14 protein-coding genes are annotated in these 23,651 nt (G+C 45.3%); 5 read left to right on the plus strand and 9 right to left on the minus strand.

Going from position 1 to position 23,651, the window contains the following annotated elements:
• Positions 1-341: 341 nt before the first annotated feature.
• Both ilvD and SNR34_RS16420 read right to left on the minus strand, forming a co-directional pair.
• Positions 342-2,033, minus strand: coding sequence for a dihydroxy-acid dehydratase (ilvD, locus tag SNR34_RS16415; RefSeq protein ID WP_339272240.1), 1,692 nt, complete (start codon positions 2,031-2,033; stop codon positions 342-344).
• Positions 2,034-2,050: 17 nt separating this feature from the next.
• On the minus strand, positions 2,051-2,716 hold the full coding sequence (locus SNR34_RS16420) for a GntR family transcriptional regulator (RefSeq protein WP_236412826.1): 666 nt from the start codon (positions 2,714-2,716) through the stop codon (positions 2,051-2,053).
• A 733-nt stretch (positions 2,717-3,449) separates the two neighbouring features.
• On the opposite strand from SNR34_RS16420, the gene SNR34_RS16425 reads away from it, so the two are divergent.
• Positions 3,450-4,688: an RNA polymerase sigma factor gene (locus tag SNR34_RS16425; RefSeq protein WP_486179627.1), complete on the plus strand. Its 1,239-nt coding sequence runs from the start codon at positions 3,450-3,452 to the stop codon at positions 4,686-4,688.
• Between the two features lie 325 nt (positions 4,689-5,013).
• Here SNR34_RS16425 and SNR34_RS16430 read toward each other — a convergent pair whose 3' ends face one another.
• Together SNR34_RS16430 and SNR34_RS16435 are read right to left on the minus strand one after the other, a co-directional pair.
• Positions 5,014-5,511 carry an SRPBCC family protein gene (locus SNR34_RS16430; RefSeq protein WP_486182471.1) on the minus strand — a complete coding sequence of 166 codons (498 nt, stop codon included), beginning with the start codon at positions 5,509-5,511 and terminating at the stop codon, positions 5,014-5,016.
• Positions 5,512-5,689: 178 nt separating this feature from the next.
• Positions 5,690-6,625 (minus strand): phosphotransferase family protein, encoded by a 936-nt coding sequence (locus SNR34_RS16435; protein WP_486179628.1) that lies wholly within the window; start codon positions 6,623-6,625, stop codon positions 5,690-5,692.
• Positions 6,626-7,208: 583 nt separating this feature from the next.
• On the opposite strand from SNR34_RS16435, the gene SNR34_RS16440 reads away from it, so the two are divergent.
• Positions 7,209-7,781, plus strand: coding sequence for a sigma-70 family RNA polymerase sigma factor (locus tag SNR34_RS16440; RefSeq protein WP_236412818.1), 573 nt, complete (start codon positions 7,209-7,211; stop codon positions 7,779-7,781).
• Entirely contained in the window at positions 7,771-8,820 is a 1,050-nt protein-coding gene (locus tag SNR34_RS16445; protein ID WP_486179629.1) for a hypothetical protein, read from the plus strand. The genes SNR34_RS16440 and SNR34_RS16445 overlap by 11 nt, the downstream gene beginning before the upstream one ends.
• Positions 8,821-9,290: 470 nt before the next feature.
• Here the strand turns inward: SNR34_RS16445 and SNR34_RS16450 are convergent, their stop codons facing one another.
• From SNR34_RS16450 to SNR34_RS16460, 3 genes are all read right to left on the minus strand, one after another.
• Positions 9,291-10,169 (minus strand): CPBP family intramembrane glutamic endopeptidase, encoded by an 879-nt coding sequence (locus SNR34_RS16450; RefSeq protein ID WP_486179630.1) that lies wholly within the window; start codon positions 10,167-10,169, stop codon positions 9,291-9,293.
• 156 nt (positions 10,170-10,325) lie between these two features.
• A complete protein-coding gene (locus SNR34_RS16455) occupies positions 10,326-10,970 on the minus strand; it encodes a response regulator (RefSeq protein ID WP_486179631.1) in 645 nt (214 codons plus the stop codon).
• Complete coding sequence (locus SNR34_RS16460; protein WP_486179632.1) at positions 10,957-12,135, minus strand: sensor histidine kinase; 1,179 nt, start codon at positions 12,133-12,135, stop codon at positions 10,957-10,959. Before SNR34_RS16460 ends, SNR34_RS16455 begins: the two co-directional genes overlap by 14 nt.
• Positions 12,136-12,260: 125 nt before the next feature.
• On the opposite strand from SNR34_RS16460, the gene SNR34_RS16465 reads away from it, so the two are divergent.
• Positions 12,261-12,878: an SDR family NAD(P)-dependent oxidoreductase gene (locus SNR34_RS16465; protein WP_339272254.1), complete on the plus strand. Its 618-nt coding sequence runs from the start codon at positions 12,261-12,263 to the stop codon at positions 12,876-12,878.
• 170 nt (positions 12,879-13,048) lie between these two features.
• Here SNR34_RS16465 and SNR34_RS16470 read toward each other — a convergent pair whose 3' ends face one another.
• Positions 13,049-13,900, minus strand: coding sequence for a helix-turn-helix domain-containing protein (locus tag SNR34_RS16470; protein WP_339272256.1), 852 nt, complete (start codon positions 13,898-13,900; stop codon positions 13,049-13,051).
• A gap of 117 nt (positions 13,901-14,017) precedes the next feature.
• Between SNR34_RS16470 and SNR34_RS16475 the strand changes: the two genes are divergently transcribed.
• Complete coding sequence (locus SNR34_RS16475) at positions 14,018-15,187, plus strand: epoxide hydrolase family protein (protein WP_339272258.1); 1,170 nt, start codon at positions 14,018-14,020, stop codon at positions 15,185-15,187.
• Between the two features lie 438 nt (positions 15,188-15,625).
• Here SNR34_RS16475 and SNR34_RS16480 read toward each other — a convergent pair whose 3' ends face one another.
• Positions 15,626-22,942, minus strand: coding sequence for a DUF5695 domain-containing protein (locus SNR34_RS16480; RefSeq protein ID WP_486179633.1), 7,317 nt, complete (start codon positions 22,940-22,942; stop codon positions 15,626-15,628).
• Between the last annotated feature and the right edge of the window lie 709 nt (positions 22,943-23,651).

A 23,651-nucleotide genomic window follows, 5' to 3' on the forward strand; every position in this document is an offset into this window, starting at 1 on the left:
CGGCAATCCGTTTGTGGATCATATCCTGTGTTTTCTGGAAATGACATTGTAATCACCGCTATCCGAAGGAATCGGTATGTTATAGGCAGCTCCCCACTCTTAACAGGTACTCTTCCTCAAAAGGGAATAAATCCTTCCACGTACTGATACCGTAATCTGCAAGAGCTTCTGTTTCCGCATTTGAATAATTTTCTTTGCTGTATTTGTTCAGGATAATTGGTTGTGTAATAGTTGCCAGTAGAATCTTTAACCCCGTCTCCGTAGTGAGCCCCCAAAAGCATGTATTACAAAAAAAAACCGTTAATTTTCAAATGATGAAATTAACGGGGGTTTAAAATTGTCTATTCCATCAAATCTGTTACTGCACCTTTTGAAGCAGAGGAAACTAATTTGGCATATTTGCCGAGTACACCGGATTTTACTTTCAGTGGAGGTTGTACCCACGCTTGCGCTCGAGCGGCTAACTCTTCTTCTGACACCTCAACCTTAATTTCCTGAATGTCACTGTTAATGGTAATAATATCTCCATTTTGGAGCAAAGAGATCGGCCCGCCTACTTGTGCTTCAGGTGATACATGGCCGACTACAAATCCATGCGAACCACCAGAGAATCTACCATCTGTTATGAGAGCAACTTTCCCACCGAGACCTTTTCCTACAATTAGTGCTGTAACGGAAAGCATCTCAGGCATACCTGGTCCACCCTTCGGACCACAATAGCGTATGACCAATACGTCCCCTTCTTGAATTTCATCGTTCATGATCGCTTCTGTCGCTTCATCTTCGCTATCGTACACCTTTGTCGGGCCGGAAAACTGCTGTATCTTCATGCCTGACATTTTGGCAACAGCGCCTTCAGGAGCGAGGTTTCCTCGAAGCACAACCAGTGGTCCATCTGGCTTAAGCGGATTATCGAGTGGTCGTATAATCTCTTGATTATTCTGAAGTGGAGCAGCTTCCGCTAAATTCTCCGCCAACGTTTTACCAGTTACAGTGAGGCAATCTCCATGAAGTAATCCCTCAGCGAGCAATAGCTTCATTACCCCTGAAACACCGCCAATATCATTCAAATCCTGCATCACATATTGGCCACTTGGCTTCAGATCTGCCAGATGAGGAACACGCAAGCGGATTCGCTCAAAATCATCCAAGGTTAAATCCACTTCTACGGAGTGCGCAATAGCTAGCAGATGGAGAAATGCGTTGGTTGATCCCCCTAGAGCCATAACAACGGTGATCGCATTCTCAAATGCTTTCTTCGTCATAATGTCTCTTGGGTAGATTTCCTGTTCAAGAAGTGAGATGACCTGCTTACCGGCTGCTTCGCATTCCAATGCTTTATCCGCTGAGATCGCTGATGTCGAAGAAGAACCAGGCAAACACATACCCATTGCTTCTGCAGCTGCGGCCATCGTATTAGCGGTATACATGCCCCCGCAAGCCCCTGGACCCGGGCAAACACTACATTCGACCTTATGCAGCTGTTCATCTGTCATTTTTCCATCTTGATATTGACCAACTGCTTCAAAAGCTGAAACGATATCCACTTTTTTACCGTCGAGATTACCAGGTTGAATGGTTCCTCCGTAGACATAAACGGAAGGAATGTTCATCCGTCCAATAGCCATCAAACATGCAGGCGTATTCTTGTCACAACCACCGATTGCAACAATGCCGTCAAAACGCTCCGCTCCAGTCACAATTTCAATCGAATCAGCTATAGCTTCCCTACTTGGCAGCGAGAACAACATCCCTCCATGCCCCATTGAGATCCCATCAGAAACGGTAATCGTATTAAAAATTAATGGAGCACCGCCATGATCGCGTGCTCCCATCTTGGCTTGCGTCGCTAAATCATTGATGTGCATATTACAAGGTGTTACCTCACTCCACGTACTCGCTATTCCAATCATTGGCTTTTTAAAATCATCATCCTGAAAACCAACTGCACGCAGCATGGCTCTGTTCGGTACCCGGTTAGCACCTTCACTGATCACCTTGCTTCGAATACGAAGATCTTTTTTATTCTCCATGTCCCTTCCCCCTCATTTCAAAGTATTTCGTTCAGTTCCTGCATCGGTCGAATAAAATTTTGTTTCATTAGTCCGTGAGCATCATCACTATTTTTGCCTTCAAAAGCTTTAATAATCAAATCATGCTCTTCGACTGAAGCTAGTGTAGCCGTAATAGGTTGTTTTAAAAACACATATTTAAATCGCCTGATGTGAATCTGGAGAGAGGCATTAAATGTGGCCACATAAGGATTATCTGAGAGCTCCACGATATAATTATGAAATTGCTCATCCACCTCCATAGCCTGATAGACTTGTCCATTTTTAATGGAACTTGCAAATTCCAAATTTATAGATCTTAGTTTCTCGATCTGTTCTGGAACAATAATTTTGGCGGTGATTTCAGCAGCCAAGGCCTGAAGAGCAGCCATGGTTGAATACATCTTAAAAATATCGTTTTTCTCAATATTTGTTACTCTTGTTTCTTTTCCTGGGTGCATAGACACGAGGCCTTGAACTTCGAGTAACTGAAATGCCTCCCGAATCGGTGTCCGGCTGACTCCAAGCGATTCAGCCATTTCAGCATCAATAAGTTTTTCACCTGGTTGCAGTGTTCCATCAATAATCCATCGTTGAATCTGTGAAAACGCTCTTTCTTTTGCGGACATACGGACGGGTAAGGAAAAATCTTTAGGAATTGGCATTGTTCTTCATCCTCATTATAATTATTCTAATATGCAATATATCGCATACACAAGTGAGAAGCAATAATTATTTCATTTTTTACTCGCTCAATAAGTTTATCCAGATAATTACCTGTTTTAATGAGAGTTTGAGACAAAAAACTTTAATTTATTTGTATTTAATCGATGAATGTTATTATTTGGTACTTATAAAGACTTATGTACTTTTACTTAAGTACTCATCTAATCGGCAATCGGACGATGTTCTTGCCATTCCGGTAATCGCTACAAGTTCATTTCCTTGGCTCGGGACAAGAACTTGCGATAACTAATCAACAGGAACTATGACTTAGCGATAAGATCGGGTTGGGAACAGCTCCCCTTACATTTTGCGGTAAAACTGGTGATGAAAGAAGATTAAGAAAAGGACAGAGTTTCTACGACATGGAAAAGTTCCTAACTTGCACCAGTTCTCTGGACTTCCACCCCCAAGAGATTAGCCGATTAATTAGATGACTGAAGTTGTTTGTTCTGAGCTTGCTTTTCCAGAAAGCCAATATGTTTTTTAAGCTCCTGAATCTCTTTCTCCATTGGTAATCCTCACTTAATACCACATACTGAATTGCCTTTACGCTTTGCTTTTTCGGGGTTTAAAAAAGTGGAGTGGCGTCGTGTAAAATTATTTTAAAATGATGTGGCTTTTTACCTCTCTTCGGTGTCTAATGAATTGTAAGTTCAGGAGGAGGTACTACTGGTGTCAAGAGCTCAAGACAAAAAGAAAATCCCTACTCTTCCGGAGAAGCAGGAGCACATCCAGCATTTCGAAGCCATTTATAATCAATATCGAGATAGAATTCGAAATTATATTGCAGTAAAGACAAATTCGGCAACTGCCGATGACTTAACGCAACAAGCTTTTTTAAAAGCAATGGAAAAATTTCACTTGTTTAAGTGTAACTCCAGTATATTTACTTGGCTATTCAAAATCGCGCAAAATATTGTGAAAAACGAGTATCGTACGAGATCACGAAATAAAGAAATGGTGCACGAAGTAATCGATTTTCAGTCCCAATCGATATCCCTCGATATTGCTAAAGATGTCGATATCCGTCTTGATATTAGTGCTGCATTAGCCCGATTGAATGAATTAGATCAGCAAATCATATCATTGCGTTTTTTCGTCGATTGCACTTTATTGGAAATATCCAAAATCATCGGGATGCCGGAAAGCGCAGTCAAGAACAGACTCTATCGTGCCTTAAACAAACTAAAAAAAGAATTAAAAGAATGGGGTGACATTACAATCATGTCTATTAAAGAATTGATATCAATTGTGGATAAAAGCGAGGCTCCCTCCAAGAATGATGGTATGAACAAGGTATACCATGACTTATTTGAAGAGTTGAAAAGCAATGTAGATCGAATTATTACAACCTATCGTCATCGACCTTCTCAGAAAATCGCTATTGAGATCTATCCGGATCTGCCCACTTTTCATCAAGCAATAAACGAGCCGGATGCACCCAATTGGTTTATGGGAACCTATGAAGACAATAAAATTAAAATCGTATCCCCACTCAACCCAGGCCCTGAACATACGTATCAATCGGTACTACGGCACACTATTAGCTTGTTTACGATGTGGTTAGTAACGGATATTAATCCGTTGGCACCGAAATGGCTTACACACGGTCTCGGCGGGCATGAAGCCAAACAAATGTCACAAGAATATATCCAGTATAGCACCTCCGAAGCGATTCAAAATAACGCTGTCCCTAGCTTTCAAGCATTAACTAATGATACCTGGGATTTCGAGAAGATAGGGGGATATGGATTCTCGCACTTACTCGTAGAATACCTCATCCATTCATACAATTTAGATGCGCTCAACAAATTCATACGCGATGCCACTGATTTTCAAGGCGCATTTCAAGTATCGGAAGCTGAGCTGCACGGGATGTGGGTGCAATATTTAAAATCTAGGCCATGCTAAATTTTGATACTGTGATTTGACCATAACAAAACCACCTTCAAAAGGTGGTTTTGTTATGGTCTCATAGCTCAACAGTACACTATACATTGTACTATCTAGTACAGCCTTATAAACCCAATCATTAAACTATTCTGTCCGTTAGTTTAATGAATTAAAGGGCAAGATGCCGATTAGATACACGTCTAATCGGCAATAGGAACATGTTATTGTCCAATGCGGTAGCCTTCTTAAACAATCCTGCCAGCTAGCGCAACGAAGGCAGTCGATTTTTGTAGCCAACTGCCTTCTGGTCATCATTAAGCTATAGCCCTCTCATGCTAACAGTTTAAGATGGATCATTTAATTTACCTGTTTCAACTAATTGTTTTAACCCCTCAAACATTAAATCCCATCCTTGTTCAGAAGCATCATGGTATTCTGTAATAGCTTTTTTGATATCTTCTGAAGTCCAACCTTCTTCATGAGGAACGATAATCACCTGTGTAAAAGTCATCTCGCAACCCTTTTCATGGGGTTTAATCTCTACAGTAATTCTATCCTCTAAGTCATTAAACTGAGGCATCCTAAATGTGAAAACTAATTTAGTTGGTGGATCAATTTCTAGGTACTCACCAATCGCTCTGTAATCTTTACCACCGCGATGATCAACAATTTCCCATGTCCCACCGACGTGAGGTTCGTTCTTTGTCACTTTATTTGTTGTTTCCATAGTAAAAAGCCATTTTTTAATCATTTCTGAGTTCAACCATGCATCAAACAATTTATCTGCATTAACATGAAAATAACGTGTCATCTTTAGTTCGGTAGTTGATGTATTAACCATTTCGATCATCCCTTACTAATTATTTCGCGCTTTAATTGTACCCATATTATTTCACGACGGCAACCGATCGTTCTGAGACCGTCTGCCGTCGTTTGAACTTGAGCTATTGTTCCCCGTTAGTTCAATCATTTTCTTCCATCTTGTTTAACTGAGATACAAAAACATTGCTCAATCTCCGCTAGTCCATAATCATATCAACAACTTTTTTAGCGAACGCAGCATAGGATTCGATCAGGTCCGGATTTCGATCAATGGCCCATCTGAGGTTATCAAACGCGCTTAATAGCAGCAAATGTCTCATATCAGTCAGGTTTTCTTCACTTATTCCGTACCCGTCTAGAAATGCTTTGAATTCTTCTATATTCGGATTTCCGTCTAGGATATGGCACCGCATCAGCCAAATAATTTCTCCATGCGGCACCGTTCTTACTTCTGCATTACCCCAATCCAATAATATTACTTGTCCCGTCTGATTGACGATCGTATTCTTCAATGAAATATCTCCATGAATTAAACCGAAGCGGAACGTTTCTTTTTTCAAATTCTCAAACAGTTTTCGCACTCTCTGCGATTTCATTGGATTGATTACTCCAAGCTCAATCAATCGATCATACTCCGTCAAACTATTGATATTATATTGCACATATCCTAGCCAACTGCCGTCCGACCCTGCATGCGAGGGTGAATGAAACTCACCATGGACTGGATCTATCAGATTTTCCCCATATCCCTTCACTGGGATCGAATGAATAAGTTTGGCATATTGGCCAAGCTGCCTCCAAATATCGGACTTAAAAACCGTACTATCTACCCCGTTGTCTCCATCAACGAAAGCTTGAATCATATATGCAGTTCTATCAATTATGCCAATAGACAACACCTCAGGTCCGGGAATGCCAATTGCGGCAGCTTGTTCAATACACCATTTTTCTTTCACATAGCTTGGATATGTAACTGAGTCGTTCATGCGAACAACGACTTTACGTCTCTCTGTTTCGACTACGAAAACCTGATTTACGAAGCCTTTCCCTATGACCTGGTATGATGTTTTTACTTTTTCAAGAAGTACATCGCTTACAATTCGTTCTGCTTGTGTAACTACAGAGTCTCTCACAGTTTTTCACCTCCAAAAGTATCTTGTTTCGAATAGTTTACCACACACTTTTTTTGGAAAGTACGGTTATGACTAAACTAACCTGCCCGTTTGTTAAACCAAAGCATCCGATCACTTGGATCAGGATGCTTTCTTGACTTTATTAAGCTACAGTTTCCCGTTAGCTCAATGAGTATCCTCCTTTTAAATCCCAGCTCCTATGCATAACGACAACCACAATGATTTCGCGAAGTCTAAGGAAAAGCTTCAACAAATCCTTCAAGTTATCTGGCGTGTGTCGGCCATCCTCTCCTAGCTCGAAGTGCTTTATGATAAGTTCATACTGGCCCTTTCGTTCGAGACTGATTATTACGCATCATTCATGTTCAGCCTGAATCCGAAGACATGAATAATAATGAAAATAAACTTCTCTCATGGGTTAGAGGCTTATTTTCTTTTCTTCCATACCTTGCGGCTTGTTTATTCAAGCCATAAACCTCACACTAATTACCGATGAGTTTACAAAAAAACAAAAAGAAAACCGAACCTTTTTCCGATAGAGAGACAATATAGGGTGTAAGCTGCTTACAGGAGGGCCCTCTGAATGGAAAGTGATATGTATCAATTACTCAAAAGGATGAAAGATGGTGATCAACAGGCGTTTCATACGATATATGATGCCACTTATCAGGACGTCTATCGGACCGTCACCTTTCTGGTGGATCATCAGCAGGATCGGGAAGATGTCATGAATGAGATTTATATGCAAATGTGGACCTCACTTGCCAACTACGATACGAGTAGACCTTTCCACTTCTGGTTGCACGGCTTGGTGATCCGTCAAGTGCAGAGACTTCGGGTCAAGAGCTGGCGGAGATTCCGAATTTTTGAACGGATCCGTTCCTTCTCTCGGGAAGAGCCTCATTGGGATCAACCCGCGGTGTTGATGGATGGGACGAACGACATGATATCGCAGGCCATTAAGAAACTGACCGACAAACAGCGAACGGTGATTATCCTCCGCTTTTTTCATGACTATACGCTCGAGGAAACCGCGACTTTGCTCGATATTCCATTGGGTACAGTCAAGTCGAGATATCATGCTGGCCTGCAGGCGCTTCGAAAAAACATATGGAATCTCCCCCCAGAAAGGATGGAAAAGATCAATGACTATTGAACGCAAAATCCGTGAACATCTGCACAAAGAAGCCGAAACGGTGGAGTGCCCACCGGCCATTTCCAATCGAATAGAACAATCCTATTCTCAATATTTGCAACAAAAAAGGAGCGGAAGACCCATGAAAAAACGATTGATTGGTGGAATTGTTGCTGTTGCTATTTTGATTCCAAGTGCAGCATTTGCGGCACCTACCTTGATTGATATGTTTACCAGAACACCATTGACTGCTGAGCAATTCAAAGCGGATGAGATTGGCAAAGCAGCACTGGAGAAGCTGTATAGTGCATTTCCCGAAACAAAAGCGTTTGAGATCATCGATGCAAGCAACGTTCAAGGTGTTCAAACAAGCATCATCCTGCAGGAGAAGGGAGGGACCGGCAAAAAGATTACACTTCATATAAACGGTATTAACGGTGCGATTGAACACGTGATTCAAGAGAATTGGGAGCCTAAGGAGAAGCCGCTCACCGCTTTAACCGATCAGGAAATCAGGTCGAAGGTAGATTTTCTCATTGATAAATTGTATGGTAACATCGAAAAGTACGAGTTTTCTATGGAGCAAATGGAGAACTCGAATCAAAAAACGTTTATATTGAATTACAGCACTAAGGGATCAATAACACCGTTCTACCAGGCATTTGTTCAGGGCAATTCCATCAGTGTTTCTCTGATCGGAGTTGAGACTACACCTTCAAACAAGGTAGAAGGTTTCTTCTCTACAAATGGTAAACCAGATTATTTTGCCGATGCCTATCTAAATGATGAAAAACTGTTTGCTTTACTTAAAATCAGCCCAGCAGAATTAAAACAAGAATTAGAAAAGGGTAAATCTGTTGTGGAGATTGCAGCATCTAGAAATGTATCAAAACAACAAGTGATTGACGTCATTGCAAAAACGCAGGCTGACGGACAGATTCAAGGTGAAAAAAATGGCGATGTTCCAAAAAGCAATCGTTCAAATGAACAAATGTTAAAAGCTGTTGAACTAAAAGTATTACAAGTTATTGAGCACAAAACTGAAACACCTTCAAAGTAATTATCCATTCAACTAAGAGGATGTACGCGTAAATATCGAGATTGGTAAAAAGTAATACGAGGCCGGTATCCTTAGCATCCAGGAAACCGGCCATTTTTAGTTCAAAAGAGGCTAGCGACTTCAATGGGAAAACGTTCTTGTACCTTAACAACATTAACGTTTACTTCCTCTTTCCACTCCTGCAGACCAATAAATCAATACGAAGCAGCCGATCACTATGGTCGACTGCCTCAAGGGTTTTACTGGGCTAACGTTTTCCGTTAGTTTAATACATCTTCATTATCACCTAAAGTCGCAGCCAGCAGCTGGCAACTTATTGGGTGGCACTTTGTTCCTGAGCCTGGACCATCCTACCAAGAAAGACATCCTCTCGCAATTGCAGAGTATTTTTTATATACGGCGGGTTGGAATCCGGTCTGAAACAACAAGGGTATCATAGTGTTCAGGAACATTCTCTCTACTACCTAGCCTTATACCTTTTGAAGCATATGATTGCGATTTCGATTAGCGGCATACAGCATGGGAATGGCAATCAGCAGGCTGATGATAACCGGAACTACAGACCCCTCAAGCCCAAAATCACCTCCAGTGAGAAGATAAGGACCTTGCATTTTCACAATTAACAGACCGGCTGTAGTGTGTCCAGAAACAGGAATACCAAGCAAACCTTCAAGTGCATTCCAAGAAAAGTGCAGTCCCATGGCAAACCACAGATTCCGTCGCCACATAAATGCGGCTCCAAGCAGGACACCGGCTTCTAAGGTTATGGCGAACGCACTCCATAATGTTGCTCCTGCATTCCCAAGATGGGCGATTCCAAAGAATAGAGAAGTCACAGCGAGTGCGGCCCAATTTCCCAGCAATGTATTCATGGCTTGAAACATTAGTCCACGAAAGATAAGTTCTTCGACAATGGCTGCGCCTAAAGCGGCTTCAATAGAAGCGATTAGATTAGTAACCGTATCTGCGTTATTCGCCCATTGAAAGGAGTAACCTCCCAATGAAACAATAATAATCGTGGATAAGGCAATAAAGATAACCCCGGTTAGTGCTCCCATAACAGCTTCAAACCCTGCGCCCTTTTTTGATAACTCAGGAATGGATCGACGGGCCAAATATTTCATGGTGAGCATATAGACTATGATGGCCAGAAAGCTCATCGTTAGTGTCAAAAGAAGAGAAAGCAAGCCCGGTACTTGCTCCCCTAGCGGCCGGATGAATGCATCAACAAGAATTATGCTGATAGCCCCCGCAACCATCCAGACTATTGGAAAGCGCCAAAATAATCTCCATTTGCTTAATTTCTCATCCATCTGCGAATGTTCTTTTTGTGCAGATCTTTTCTTCATGTCTTAAATCATCTCCTCTATGGCTTGATCATAGTTATGAGTATAGGGTGAAAAAGTCATAAAGTGACAGTGCTCTTTTGTCATATTAAAGTCATGTGACTATACCCCTAAGAAGCCGGCAACTATATACGTTGCCGGCTTCTTAGGTAGGTTGTCTTAGTATTTCATGATTCCCGAGTCTCTGGCTTTACGGGCTGCCTCTTGTCTTCCCTTAACATTAAGTTTTGAGTAAATCGTTGAAATGTAATTCTTAACCGTTCCTTCGCTAAGAAACAAAGCCTCTGCAATATCTCGATTGCGCATGCCAGAAGCCAGCTTTTGCAATATTTCAATTTCACGGTTACTAAGCCCGTATTCATTATTTTTAATAGCGGATCCCGTATTCATACTTTTGATCATTTTACTCGCCATCTCCTGCGAGATTAACGTCCCGCCCGCATGAACCACCCGTATACCTGCAGCCAGATCCCTGGGATGGATGGCCTTAAGAAGATAACCTTCTGCTCCATAGCTTAAAGCCGCCATGACATACTCCACTTCCTGATAGGAGGTCAGCATCATCACTTTGATGATAGGCATTCGCTCTTTGATCAGAGCTGTTGCGTCAACGCCATTCATGACTGGCATATTGATATCCATCAATACCATATCGGGCTGAAACTGATGACAGCTTTGGACTGCTTCTTCCCCATTTTTAGCTAATCCAACGATTTCTATATCATCTTCCATGGACAATACGATATATAGGCTCTCCAAAATTAATTCCTGATCATCCGCAAGTAATACTTTAATTTTCCCCATGCAGCCCCACTCCTTTTAGGGGTATCTCGCATCTGACTTCGGTGATCGTTTCATCTCTCATCTCTGATGATACGAACAGGTTGCCCCCCAACCGCTCAACGCGATGTTTCATTGAAGTTAACCCGAAGCCATATTCCAATTTGTCAATCGGTTTCCCATTATTTCGAACAACCAGGTACAGAACGAATTCAGAAAATTGAAGCTCCAAATACAGTTGAGACGCTTTTCCATGTTTTAGTGCGTTCGTAATGGACTCCTGGATGACTCGCAGAATTGCCTGTCGTACTTCAAAATGCGTGTGCTTCTCTGTTCCTAGTACATTTAACGTCAAGAGAATTCCTGTATGTTCCCGAAAATTGGCCACATAGGCCTCAACCTGCCGTACAAGATCAGACTCTTCCTCTTCTTCTCCAATCTCATGAACAATACTTCTCATTTCGTCCAGATTTTGTTCAGCCAGTGCTCTTAAGCGAATTAACCGTTCCTTGACCTCTGCAGGCTTACGGTCCATAAGGGCGATGGAAGCATCAAGACTCATAATGATTGAGATAAAGGAATGCCCCAGGGTATCATGAAGTTCCTTGGACATACGATTGCGTTCTTCAAGCAGAGTCATTTTCTCAATTTCAGCAGCGTAGTGGGTTAACAGTTTATTTTGCTGCTTTACTTCGACCACAAGTTCATTTTTCTGGTGGTACGCTTTGGCCACGAAGCTGGCCCACATGCCGATGAAGCAGAATAATACATTATCTGTCCCGCTACTAATGGCTTGTTCCCAAGGTACCTTTAAATAAGACTGGAAGATAAAAGGAATGAACAGAATTACGGGAATGACCCAGAATGTCTTCTTGGTCAATAAGTACCCCATTATTAGACTCGGCAGCAGGTAGTCTGCTTTGGAAGTCAGTTCCGGATGAATAACCGAGTTCACATAATAAGAACCACCCAGCATTAGCTCCGCGATACAAAACCAGACCTTGTTCGTCCGCCGTTGAGGAAACCAGAATATCATTGGAACGATAAGTGCTGCCATTAGCCAAATGACATTTAACCATGTTCGGTTTGACAGGTCACTTTCTGTAATCAGCCGTGATGAAAGCAAAATGTAATGGTATAAACGAAGAGCAAAAATACCCCAATCCATAAAAGATAATATCTTTCTCATATCATCATCCTACACTGTTTTTCAGTAAAAACATCAGAACCCGTGAATTTAGTGTATCACTTTTTGTTCGTTTGTTTACTATTAATTACATTCCTTAATTCTCGATTCTCCTAGAGGTGGACTCCATGACTCAATTTCTTGATGCAAGATCAGCCAATTACATTGTAGCCGATCTAACCGATTCCGCCAGCATCGAACGGGCGGTTCAAACGACCGTTGAGCGTCACGGTCGCCTGGATATAGCATTCAATAATGCTGGAATCGGGGCTCCCCTTTCGCCCTTAACAGAGGTCTCAGAAGAGGATTTCGACCTTCTTCAAGCTGTAAATTATAAAGGAATCTGGGTGGCAATGAAAGCGGAAATCAAGGCAATGATCGATACTGCAGGTACCGGTGCCATTGTCAATAACAGCAGCGTCGGCAGCTTCAGAGGTAATCCGGGGTTGTCTGTCTACGGAGCCGCCAAACGGGCTGTTAATAGTCTGACCGAGACGGCTGCCATTGAATACGGACCTTCAGGTATCCGCGTAAACGCTGTTGCACCTGGCACCACCATGACTGAGATGATCGAGGGGTTAGTTGCACAAGTTCCAGATATAATCGAAAAAAGCAACTCTGTGACGCCTCTTAGGCGTCCTGCCGATCCTCATGAGATCGCACAAGCGGCTGCCTGGTTATTGAGCGATCGCGCCTCTTACGTAACAGGCGTAGTTCTGCCGGTGGACGGTGGAACAAGAGCGTAATCCCATACGGAAGGAGTATCCCAAAGGGTCCATTGACCTGGGATGCTTCTTCCGTATGTTATCAAACGCTCCGAGAATGAATCCTTCCCACAAAAGATGACGGCTGTTACTTATCCCTGAATTCTTGCATCTTCCTAAGCTTTGGGCACCGGGATCCTAAGGGCATTCGTCTATAAAGCTCCTGCCAGCTTGCGGGAGGTCAGCCGGTAGGTGGTCGGAGACATCCCCAGCTTGGCCGTAAACTGTTTGATGAAATAAGTATCATACTCAAACCCCGTGGCACGGGCAATTTCAATCAGGCTCATATCGGTATGGGTCAGAAGGTCACGCGAAACCTTTAACCGATAGGCAATCAGGTAACCCATCGCCGTATTTCCGCACCTTTCCTGAAACCGTTTATTCAGCGATACACGGTTCAAATGGGCGCAATCCGTTAGTTCCTGCAAGGCAATCTTTCGCGAGTAATGCGTATGGATGTAATCCAGCACGGCATCGACGGGCGAGTGCTCCCTCTGCTGATTCAATTCCTCGAGCAGGCCTAAAATCTGGATCAGGTATCTTTTGATCCTGCACACCCAAAGGGAGTCGCTTTGCGCTTGAACCTCCGTGCCCAGCACAAAAAACCATTCAAATAGCAGCGGATAAGCCGTTTCGGTTATACGGGGTGCACCATAACAACCCTGCTCTCGTTGAAATAGGGAAAGGCCTGTATGAATCCTTGGCACTGCCGGAAACGACTTTGTTTCAGAAAGAACAGTCGAGTTCAAAAAGTCCAGATGAAAGCTGAATGATTGGGCAGCAATGCTGCATTTTTCCGTTATCTCCACCTTATCCCCGTCTGCCAGACAAAGAATTCCGGGGGCGCTTATCGATACAGGTCGCTCGTTGAGAGTACCTTGAAGGCTTCCGGACGTAATAAAAATCAGCGTAAGCCGCTCAGGATAAGGCAGTTCCGTAAAATTCTCTACTGGAGCAAATTCTATGTTCACTGTCCGGTTTTTGTATCGGTCTATTTGAGGCATCTTGGTCATCCACCTATCAAATCGTATAGTTAAATGCTTCATTTATAACAGTGTATCATGCCGGCACGAAGGATATAATGGCGTTGTGAATCCACAGGAAAAAGGAGGAGCAGCGTTATGGCTGTTGAACGATTTCACATTCATGTCTCTGATGAAGTCCTTGATGACCTGCAAGACAGGCTGCACCGTGTCCGCTATCCGGATCAGCTGGAAAACGCCAATTCCCATTGGGAACGGGGGACGAATCTGCAGGCTTTAAAATCGCTCATCTCGTATTGGAAGGACCATTATGACTGGCGCGCCCAGGAATCGGTCCTTAACCGGCTGTCCCAGTACCGCTGTCAAATCGACGGAATCGATGTACATTTCGTCCATGAACGCGGGAAAGGTTCCGAACCTTTGCCTTTAATTCTCACCCACGGGTGGCCGGACAGCTATCTGCGTTATCAAAAAATCATCCCACTGCTGACCGATCCGGCCAGCTATGGAGGAGACCCTGCGGATGCTTTTGATGTCATCGTCCCTTCGTTACCCGGCTTCGGTTTCTCCGGCCGTCCCGCGCATGCCGGCGTAAACAATTTTCGAGTCGCCGAAATGTGGGCTAAACTCATGACGGAGGAATTAGGTTATGACCGGTTTGGTGCCGCCGGCGGCGATATCGGCTCGGGCGTAACCCGCTATCTGGCTTCCAGCCACCCCGGACAGTTAGTTGGCATACACCTGACGGATATCGGCATCATCCGGGATCTTATGGCTGCGCCGGAGCCGGACAAACTTTCCGAAGAAGAGCGCCAATACAGGAAAAACGCCGCAGAATGGATAGCCAAAGAAGGCGGTTATATGACGCTGCAATCGACACGTCCGCAGACGCTCGCATACGGCCTTTCCGATTCTCCGGCAGGTTTAGCGGCCTGGCTCATGGAGAAATTCCGGGCCTGGAGCGATTGCGGCGGCGACCTCCTGAACACGTTTAGTTCGGATGAACTGATTACCCATATTATGATTTATTGGGTTACCAACACGGCAGGCTCATCAGCCCGGATGTATTATGAAAATGCAAATACATTGCCGCCGCTGGCCCGTATAGAAGTCCCGACGGGGCTGGCCTTGTTCCCGGCAGATATTCTGCTGCCTCCCAAGGCTTGGGCTTCCCGCAGCCTGAATATTACCCGCTGGACTCCGATGCCCCGCGGAGGCCATTTTACCGCCTTGGAAGAACCCGAGGCGTTGGCCGAGGATATCCGCGCCTTTTTCCGGCCGCTTAGGAACAAGAAAATTCGTCCGTGACAAAATATTGTTAGATACCGAAACACGGTAATGATCCGCTTTCCCGCGCCGTCTGTCTGCAACATATGCATCTAAACGCCAAATCCCCTCTGAAAGTAAAGTCATCTGGGATGGATGGTGAGCATCAGCCCGTTAGCTTAAATGATATCTCGGTAAAATTAGTTTTTTGACTGATCAATGGTACAATGTACACTTATCCTCAGCTCAAAAAAGTTATAAACCGTCTATTTAGCTAGATTTCATGGTAATTCGCTTTTGGCATGAGGTATGATTTTTCAAATTGCTAATGTTTAGATAAACATTTAATCAGAAATGCCACATTATTCTTGTCCCTCGACACCCGTTTATCATGTTAATGACGGATTAATAATGTAATCTTCTCCTAATTTAAGACGACCTTGGTCCTGCACAAAACAGGATCAAGGTCGGTTTCTTTGATTATAGCTGCAAGAAAATCTTATACAGAACCTGAGCTGCTTCTGCTCTGGTTGTCGTTCCGTCAGGACTCAAGATGACATTGCTTCGCCCGTTTATGAAACCCATTTTGACCATTGCATCCATGTCATCGATTGCGTACTTTGCTACATTTGCCGCATCTGTAAATCTATTGAGATCCTCAGCTGTACGGGTCTGCTCGGTTTTGCCCACTGCCCGCAAAGCCCGCATGGTCAGCACAGCCAAATCTTGTCTAGCAATGTCCGTTTCCGAATAGAAGCTGCCGTTCGAGCCCAGGGCGATCCCGAGTGCTTTCGCGATTCCGATTTCCTCATAGTAGAGGTCTGTTCGCTTTATATCACTGAAGGTGGTGTTGAACTCTGCTTTGAGATCCAGTGTCCTTACCAACCAAGCTAGATACTCACCTCTTGTGACCTTTTGTCCGGGACTAAAGCTTGTTGCCGATGTCCCGTCGATGAATCCTTTGGACGCCATGGTTTCAACCGCTGGTGCGTACCACGAATCCTTGATGACATCATTGAAGAACTTCTTCGTATAAACAACTGCATATTCACCTGTGTTTGCCGCTGGAAAAACCATGGCTTGTAGAGCACTGTCGTATTTGCCATTCAGCAGCTGAACAATCGTACTGTTTGCAGCCAAGTACGAAACTGTAAGGTATTTGGAATTGGCCAATTCTTCAACATCAGGAGCATAAAGCACTCTGATTTCAGCCGGTGCATTCAGGGCTACCGTTTCTACTCCATCTAATTGGACAGCGAATACAATAACAGGTCTGCTGGCTGTCACTGATTTTACATCTGAATGAAGCTTTACTGTATCCAGCCGACCTAGTGACAGTTCTACACTCTTGGCACCTGATGTATACTTCAGCATATTAGAAGGTACGGTAACGGTTCCAAATTCCGTGTTAATCTCGATCTTGATGTTGGCATGCTCTGCGGTTAGTGCAGCGGCAGGAAGCTCAACCGCATAGGCATTTGCTCCCTCTGCTTTCGGTATTTCCACTATGAGCGTTTTAACATTACTGCTATTCGCCTTTACATGCTCCAGAGCCTTATTAAGGTCTTCCTGCCGGATGGGTGCTCCTTTAGCTTTACCGGTTTTGGTATCCGTCTTTGGTGCCACAATCTTAATCCAATTCCCTTCGACTTTTATGCTTTCAGGAGTCGGTGAAGGTGCGATGACTGACACAGGTGCATCCGTTGACGGCTGTGTTTCCGTAGGCTTCGGATTGATGACTGGATTGCTGATAACGACAGTAAGGGATTGGCTCGCATAATGAGTTGCCGTTTCTTTATATCTTACTTCGTAGACTCCGTTACCAAGACCTGTAACCTCTGTGCCTGTGATCGCATTCCAGCTGCCAGCGTCCCCACCCACTTGCCGGTATTCCATTCCAGGACTTACACCAGTGATCTTGCCGTCCTTGGCCCCAGATGCACTGACATTTACAGTCTTGACCTCTGCATTGGACGGGGGATTTTGCTCCTGCTTGGTTCCGTCAGGCACAACGATCAGGATCGCAGGACTTGGATTGCTCAAATCCGTTCCGGCGTACCGGAGCTCGTAGCTGCCAGCCTCCAGTCCTTCAATGCTGGTTCCACTAACCGGCATGTAACCACCTTGATCCGCCTTTCGGTACTCCATATCAACAGTCACATTTTCAATTCTGCCATCATTTCCGCCTGCCGCTGTAGGCGGTGTAATGACGAGTCCTTCCGCTGTTGGTGCCTCTCTGTCTGCCTTGGCTTCATTGCGAATGTCCACGGTTACCGGCGGGCTTGCCTTTAGGATGTCTGTGGCTGCATACCGGATCTGATAACTGCCGGGCTCCAGATCGCTAATACTCGAACCTGTAACAGGCGTGTAGTCCTCTTCGCCCAGCTTCCGGTATTCCATCGTATCATCCAAACCCTCAATTATGCCTTTTATACCGGTATCCGAATTGGCGTGTGAGATCACCCACCCACTCGCATCGGGTGCAGCCTGCTCCTGTGTCTGCCCTTCCGGTATAACGACTTCCTTATCCGGGCTGGCGCTCAGCGAACCAGTCTTCATATACCGGACATAATATTTACCGGCGGTGAGACCTGTGACCTCAATTCCTGCAATTGCTGTATATTCTTCTTCGCCTTCCTTCTTATACTCCATTTCTGTTGTCACACCGATCAATTTGCCGTCATCTCCATGGAGAACGGACGGGGCCACCCCGACCGGTGTTACTGGAGCCTCACGATCAGGACTGGATCCGGCCTGGAGAACTTCCCATTCCCATAGGCCAACACCGTTATCGCCTGCCTGTGATTGCTTGGTCAGGGTTACCCGCAGTGCCTTTACATTCATCACCGGATCAAACGTGTACGGATTGGAGGATTCCGCCGGAGTATGTTCAAACACTTTGATTCCCTCCGTAACCGTTCCCGCAGTTACCCATTCATCAGTTGCGCTATCCGCCGGGATATAGGAATATACAATTTGGGTAGGCGGCTTGATTCCGCCGGCATCTGACCACAGCACCAGATTCGAACTCCGGATAGATGCACCCTGCGGCCATTCATATTGCACCCACTCCTCTGCGCCTTCATGACCCCAGGTTCCCCAATGCGAAATGTTGTTGCCATCTTTCTTTCCGTCGTTTACTGCTGCCAGACTCTCCCAAGGAGAGGTATAGCTGGAAGAAGCATTTGCGAGGAAGGCCATATTGCCGTCTCTCGGACTGAGCAGACGCAAATCCATCAGCAGCTTCTCAAGCGCCAGGGTAACTTCTTCGTCTGTGGCATTCATATTCTTGATCACAGCAGAAGCATCTGTCTTCGACGCTTCGATTGGCGCAAGGCCAGGATCTGCAAGGTTTGAAGCATTTAATGTATTTACATAGTTATAGACCTTGATCAGTTCTGACTTATCTACCGCTCCGGTATAGCCGTATACCTTCCATTCCAGAATACCGCTGCCATTAACGGAAGGCTTCATGTCCATACGAACACCTGTAATATAGGCGGGCTCAAAGGTAGTCGTATTGTATTTATTAAGTTCATTGCCCAATCCCTTTATGTCCCGCGGGGTGTACCATTTTCCATCTTCGCCGCGAAGCATAAGCTGCATATCCTTCGGACGGAAGTTCCCGCCGTTGTCTTGAAATACATATACATCCATGGATGAGGCCAGGAATGGCTGATCCCATTCATACGTCACCCATGCCGGATCTCCTTCTCTACCCCAGTTATGCCATGCACTGTTGGGGGCACCTCGGTTCGGAGAGAAATCTGCCGAGCTTTTAGGTTCAATGCCGTTATTCATCGCTTCCGGATAACCGTCGCCACCAGAGAAGCTGGCGGAAGCCTTGGCTGTCAGCGCCGCATTTTGCAGCTCAGTATTCACGACATGGACGGTAGCCCGAACCTCCAAAGCACTGCCAACGACGTTTCCTTTGGCTTCGAATTGGCCTGCACTAGCATAGCTGCTTGGATCAATGGCATCCCAAGTGATTTCCTGCTCCAGATACCCGTCCTCTGATAAAATATAGATTTGTCCAGGAAGTTCTGGTTCAATATCCTTCTTGGTAACAACGCTAAGTGCCCGGTAAACGTCAACGGTATCTTCCTTGATCTCTATCATTACATCCTTGCTGGCCTTCTTGTCTCCGTCTGCCGCACTGAAGGTAAACGTGTAGGTACCTGCCTTGCTTACACGTGCATAGGCCGCTGTTTTGTCACCATCCACAAAGGAAATGTCCGCTGAACCTTCGGGCTTTTGCTTAATGGCCCATGAGTACTTCAACTGGGGTTCTTCTTCCTCGCTATGCACAGGATCGGGAATGGCCTCCCCGGACAATACCACGATACTGTTATTGCCAACATCCTGAACCGCAGACACTTGGCCAATTGCTGGAGGTTGTTTCTCCGGCGGTAAGGCCAGCTCGAAGTTTACTTGGTTAGAGCCCGTCAGTTGTCCATCACTTGCGCTAAGCATAACCGTATAAGAGCCTTCTTTGGTACCCGTAGCCTGTGTAATGCTTGCTTTCGGATGAGTAAAGGTGAGCTTGCCGCCATCCGGGGCGCTGACCACTTCCCATTGGTAAGACAGAGTCCCTTCAGGCGCGCCATCATCGGTTACAATCCCATTCAGCATAAATGGAATCAACGCCTGTGGATGTTGTGTCGCCAGCTCTGCAATAATTTGCGGAGCTTCATTTTCACCACCAGCTGACTTTTCAATGATCAATTCAGCACGCTGCACGCTACCCATCTGAAACATGGCAACGCCTTCATTGTTCTGAACATAGAACTGTCCGGCAGCTGCACCATTCAGCTTCATGGTATAGTATCCGTTCTCCATCCCCACTCCATCGAACAAAATCCGTGAAGTATGCTCTTTCCCTGATGGATTCAGGAGCTGAAGTGTAAAACCGTTACCATCTTTTTGAATTTGCGCGCTTTCTATTTTATCGCTTTCCAGCTCCAAATAGATTTTCTCATCAATCAGATTGATCCGCTTGCCGAAGCCGTCTTTCGGCGTAATGTTGTAGCTGTCTCCTTCGTCACTCACCAGCGCCCCATAACCGAACAGCCCGAATATCGGATCTGTAACAATATCGGAGCTGATGCTGAGAAGGGAACCATAGAGGCCTTCTTCCGATTCGCCTGAAAAATCATTCCAGCCGTTACTCATGACGCGTGAGCCGCCATCGTATACGTCCTTCGTGCCTGTGCCTCCTTTATACATCGAATATCGCCAAGAGGTGCTGCCAACGAAATTAGCCGAAATCTGTCCCATATTGACGGCGTTAAAGTTCGAAATCTTCGCGGCATAATTGCGCTGCTGTGCAATTGCCTTCTGCTCCACCGATCTGCCATCATTCTCATATCTTAGCCAGTCATCCATGATGTACCCTGCTAAAGACGCCGTATATTGGAAATTCCACCAGCCTTCACCGCCGCGGAAGACGGGCACGGAATAATGGAACCAGGTAGGCTGTATCCCGCGCATGGCACGTGTTTTCCAATCGGCCATTTCCATACTTTTCTCAGCTGCACCTGTAAGAGAGTCTGCTGGATAGTACGTGCGCAGAGCCTTCGCTGCGGCATAAGCCCCTTCTTCACCAGTATTGTCATATTCAAATTCCGAGCCGTAAGGATAAGTGGCTCTAGTCATATTCCGTCCCTTGTCGAGGGCGAACTTCTTCTGCAGATTGGCTGACTCGGTCTGCATCCCCTCTTCCTTCAGTGCTTCAATCATATCCGGAATTTGCTGCTCGCCGTAGAATCCGATGGCTCCGGTGGAAACGCGCTTATAGTAGATGTTATAAGCTTTCTCCAGATAAAACTGAGGTGATTCCCGGTACTCGATCAGATTAGGATAAGCCTTCTGAATCCGGTACATGTTAAAGAATCCGGTAGCTTCCATGATTTCGGAGAACGTACGTGTATAAGGCTTATCCTTGTCGGTGTACGCTCCAGAATCTTTCAGCCAGTTCGCAACGATATAGCTATCCTGCGTATTCTTCATGTATCGTTCCCACATGAAGTCGATCAGGTATGTCTCGATAGATCGAATTTCATCGGGGCTTGGAGCCAGATAGTTCTTCATCGTCATGAAATTAATGTTGTCATGGCTCCAGTCATCTCCCCAGTGGTTTGTGTTGAGATCCATGCCGCTTGAAAGATACCAGTCGAAATAGTTCCCGTAAGTTGGACTTTCCGGGTTGTTATCCTGTGTTTGCTCAACCATGAATTCGGAATGCGCATCCGAGATTGCATCCAGCTCGGCCAGAACATTGAACTCAAATTGAGTGAATTTATCTACCCATTCGTTGCCGTCCTTCAGCTTATATTCGATACGCACGCTGTTGTTGCCGATCGAATCAAACTGAAGCGAATAGATATGATGCTGTTCACCATTTACGATCTTGGTCTCCACAAACTCAACCGACTCGTTGTAACCGGGGTTTCCGTCAGGCAGTCCACGTCCGGCCCGCGAGTTGTCAACCATTTCCTTTCTGCTCTTCCCAGGCTTGATATCCGGAATATGCGCTTCGTCAAACGGATCATTCTCTGCCACATTTTGAATATCGATGGATTGTACATCAACGATACTGTCGTCATAGTGCAGGTCCAGCTTGACAGGCATATTGATGGCTGTCTGGAAGCCCGGCACCGCTACGGCATCAATCATGCCTGATTTATACAGGATGGACCGGAGATTGGCTTCACGGTCTTCCATCGAGGTCGAACTGTTATTTGGGCTTTGGGCACTTTCCTGCGGCGTGTTGTCTCCTCCACGGACTGCTGAAAATTTGAACTTATACGTCTTGGACTCATCCGGGCCTAGGACGAGGCTGGAAGCATCCGTAAAGTATCCGCGTCCCGTTTTTTGGATTTCTTTGGAGTGGATATAGAGCACGTTCAGCCCCGGATACCAGCCGCCACTGTCCCCTGTCCAGTTTCTAAAGGTGTCTGCAGCACGCCGCTCTCCTGCCTCATGCATCCAATAATCCACATACTCGATTCGAGCGCCGCTTTCCGGCACCGGAGTGAAGAGCATGAAGTTTCCCTCACCACTGGTGCGGATGGCATAAGAATATCCACTGTCAGCACCTGCGAAATTATGCACCGTCACACGATCATCATAGGTATCGGATAAGGTCTGGTATTTGTTGTTCCAGGGCATCGGCAAGCCGATATCCCCGAATTCGATATACTGATTGCTCTTGTTCTTCAGCGTAATCTCCCAAAGCATTGAACCGTCCTCGGTCTCCATATCAAAAACGGATTTCACATCGAAGCCCTTCATTACCCGCTGGTCTGTAGAGTCCAGATTCTGTCCAATAAAGTTGACTTCTACCTTCTTGCCGTCTGCTGATGCTGTCTTGTTGATGTAGGGGTTATCCGGATTAATCGTTGAATATTGTGTAGATCCCCCGGCAGCCAATGTTTTATTGGTATCCACTTCTACAAAGCCGTCCCTGTTGTCAGGGAATTGTTCATTGGCACCCGTACGGTAGGAGAAGATCATTTCCCCCATCCATTGGTGCTGGGTACCATTCTGCGGCGATGTAGTGTTAGGCAGAACGAAATTGATCGGCTCCCCCTGTTTATTCGTAGGATTGTTGTTGATATAGAGCTCTTCAATCTGGCCTAAGTCGCCGACTTTGGCCGACAGGCTGGCATTGGAGATAGCGGTCTTGACTGCAGCCGCCGCAGCCTCAGGCAAAGCACTAACCTGTAGCGGCAAACTTGGAATAGCCAGGAGCAGCGCGATCATAAGCGGCTTCCACTTCTTCGAAATCATTGTCATTATAACCTCCTGTATACATGTGATCATATCCATTAGGGGTTTAATTCTCTTAAAACCGGTAAGTATAGTTTCTTACACGAAATACCTTTGACCGATCAATCGAAAAATGACGTTCATGCTTTCGTCTAAAGTAGAATCTCTAAGTCGTTTGTTAAGATATCGAATCCTATAACCGTTATTCCACATACGTGGAACTTACATCGTTTAGCACCCCTTCAGATGATGATAGAATGCCCCACCTTCTCGTTCGACGCAGAGGCAATAAAAACAAGACAGAAGCTTGCGACATCCATTTCGTCAATAGAGGGATTTTCTTTTAACCTTTCACCCCGCCAACCGTGAGACCTGAGATAAAGCAGCGCTGAAAGGCACCCACATGGTAATCGATACCACTGCAGCCACTCAGAGCCATCACTACAACAAGAGGACATACCCCTAACCATACCTGCATTTTCTTCATGTGCAATCCCCTTCCCAAGGTTGTAATCCTGAATCCGTTTAAGGCTAGAAACTGAATTTCGTAAGCGCTTTATTTTCTATGTTACTTTCTGTATCCTAAAAAATAAATGCTCGATGCCAACATGAATTTTAAATATTTCAACCTGTTCGGAGGTGCCGGATTGGACTCGCCCGAGGGAGCTTAACGCCGCAACTGTTAGCCGTCGTAGACAGCTGCCGATCTCCGCGCCCCGCGTATCCGGAGAGGAGT

The organism is Paenibacillus sp. XP01, assembly GCF_057364885.1.

What these genes read in the sequence shown, in the direction of transcription:
- ilvD (WP_339272240.1), bottom strand. Translation starts at nt 2,033, where the DNA reads ATGGAGAATAAAAAAGATCTTCGTATTCGAAGCAAGGTGATCAGTGAA.
- SNR34_RS16420 (WP_236412826.1), bottom strand. Translation starts at nt 2,716, where the DNA reads ATGCCAATTCCTAAAGATTTTTCCTTACCCGTCCGTATGTCCGCAAAA.
- SNR34_RS16430 (WP_486182471.1), bottom strand. Translation starts at nt 5,511, where the DNA reads ATGGTTAATACATCAACTACCGAACTAAAGATGACACGTTATTTTCAT.
- SNR34_RS16440 (WP_236412818.1), top strand. Translation starts at nt 7,209, where the DNA reads ATGGAAAGTGATATGTATCAATTACTCAAAAGGATGAAAGATGGTGAT.
- SNR34_RS16445 (WP_486179629.1), top strand. Translation starts at nt 7,771, where the DNA reads ATGACTATTGAACGCAAAATCCGTGAACATCTGCACAAAGAAGCCGAA.
- SNR34_RS16450 (WP_486179630.1), bottom strand. Translation starts at nt 10,169, where the DNA reads ATGAAGAAAAGATCTGCACAAAAAGAACATTCGCAGATGGATGAGAAA.
- SNR34_RS16455 (WP_486179631.1), bottom strand. Translation starts at nt 10,970, where the DNA reads ATGGGGAAAATTAAAGTATTACTTGCGGATGATCAGGAATTAATTTTG.
- SNR34_RS16460 (WP_486179632.1), bottom strand. Translation starts at nt 12,135, where the DNA reads ATGAGAAAGATATTATCTTTTATGGATTGGGGTATTTTTGCTCTTCGT.
- SNR34_RS16465 (WP_339272254.1), top strand. Translation starts at nt 12,261, where the DNA reads ATGACTCAATTTCTTGATGCAAGATCAGCCAATTACATTGTAGCCGAT.
- SNR34_RS16470 (WP_339272256.1), bottom strand. Translation starts at nt 13,900, where the DNA reads ATGCCTCAAATAGACCGATACAAAAACCGGACAGTGAACATAGAATTT.
- SNR34_RS16475 (WP_339272258.1), top strand. Translation starts at nt 14,018, where the DNA reads ATGGCTGTTGAACGATTTCACATTCATGTCTCTGATGAAGTCCTTGAT.
- SNR34_RS16480 (WP_486179633.1), bottom strand. Translation starts at nt 22,942, where the DNA reads ATGACAATGATTTCGAAGAAGTGGAAGCCGCTTATGATCGCGCTGCTC.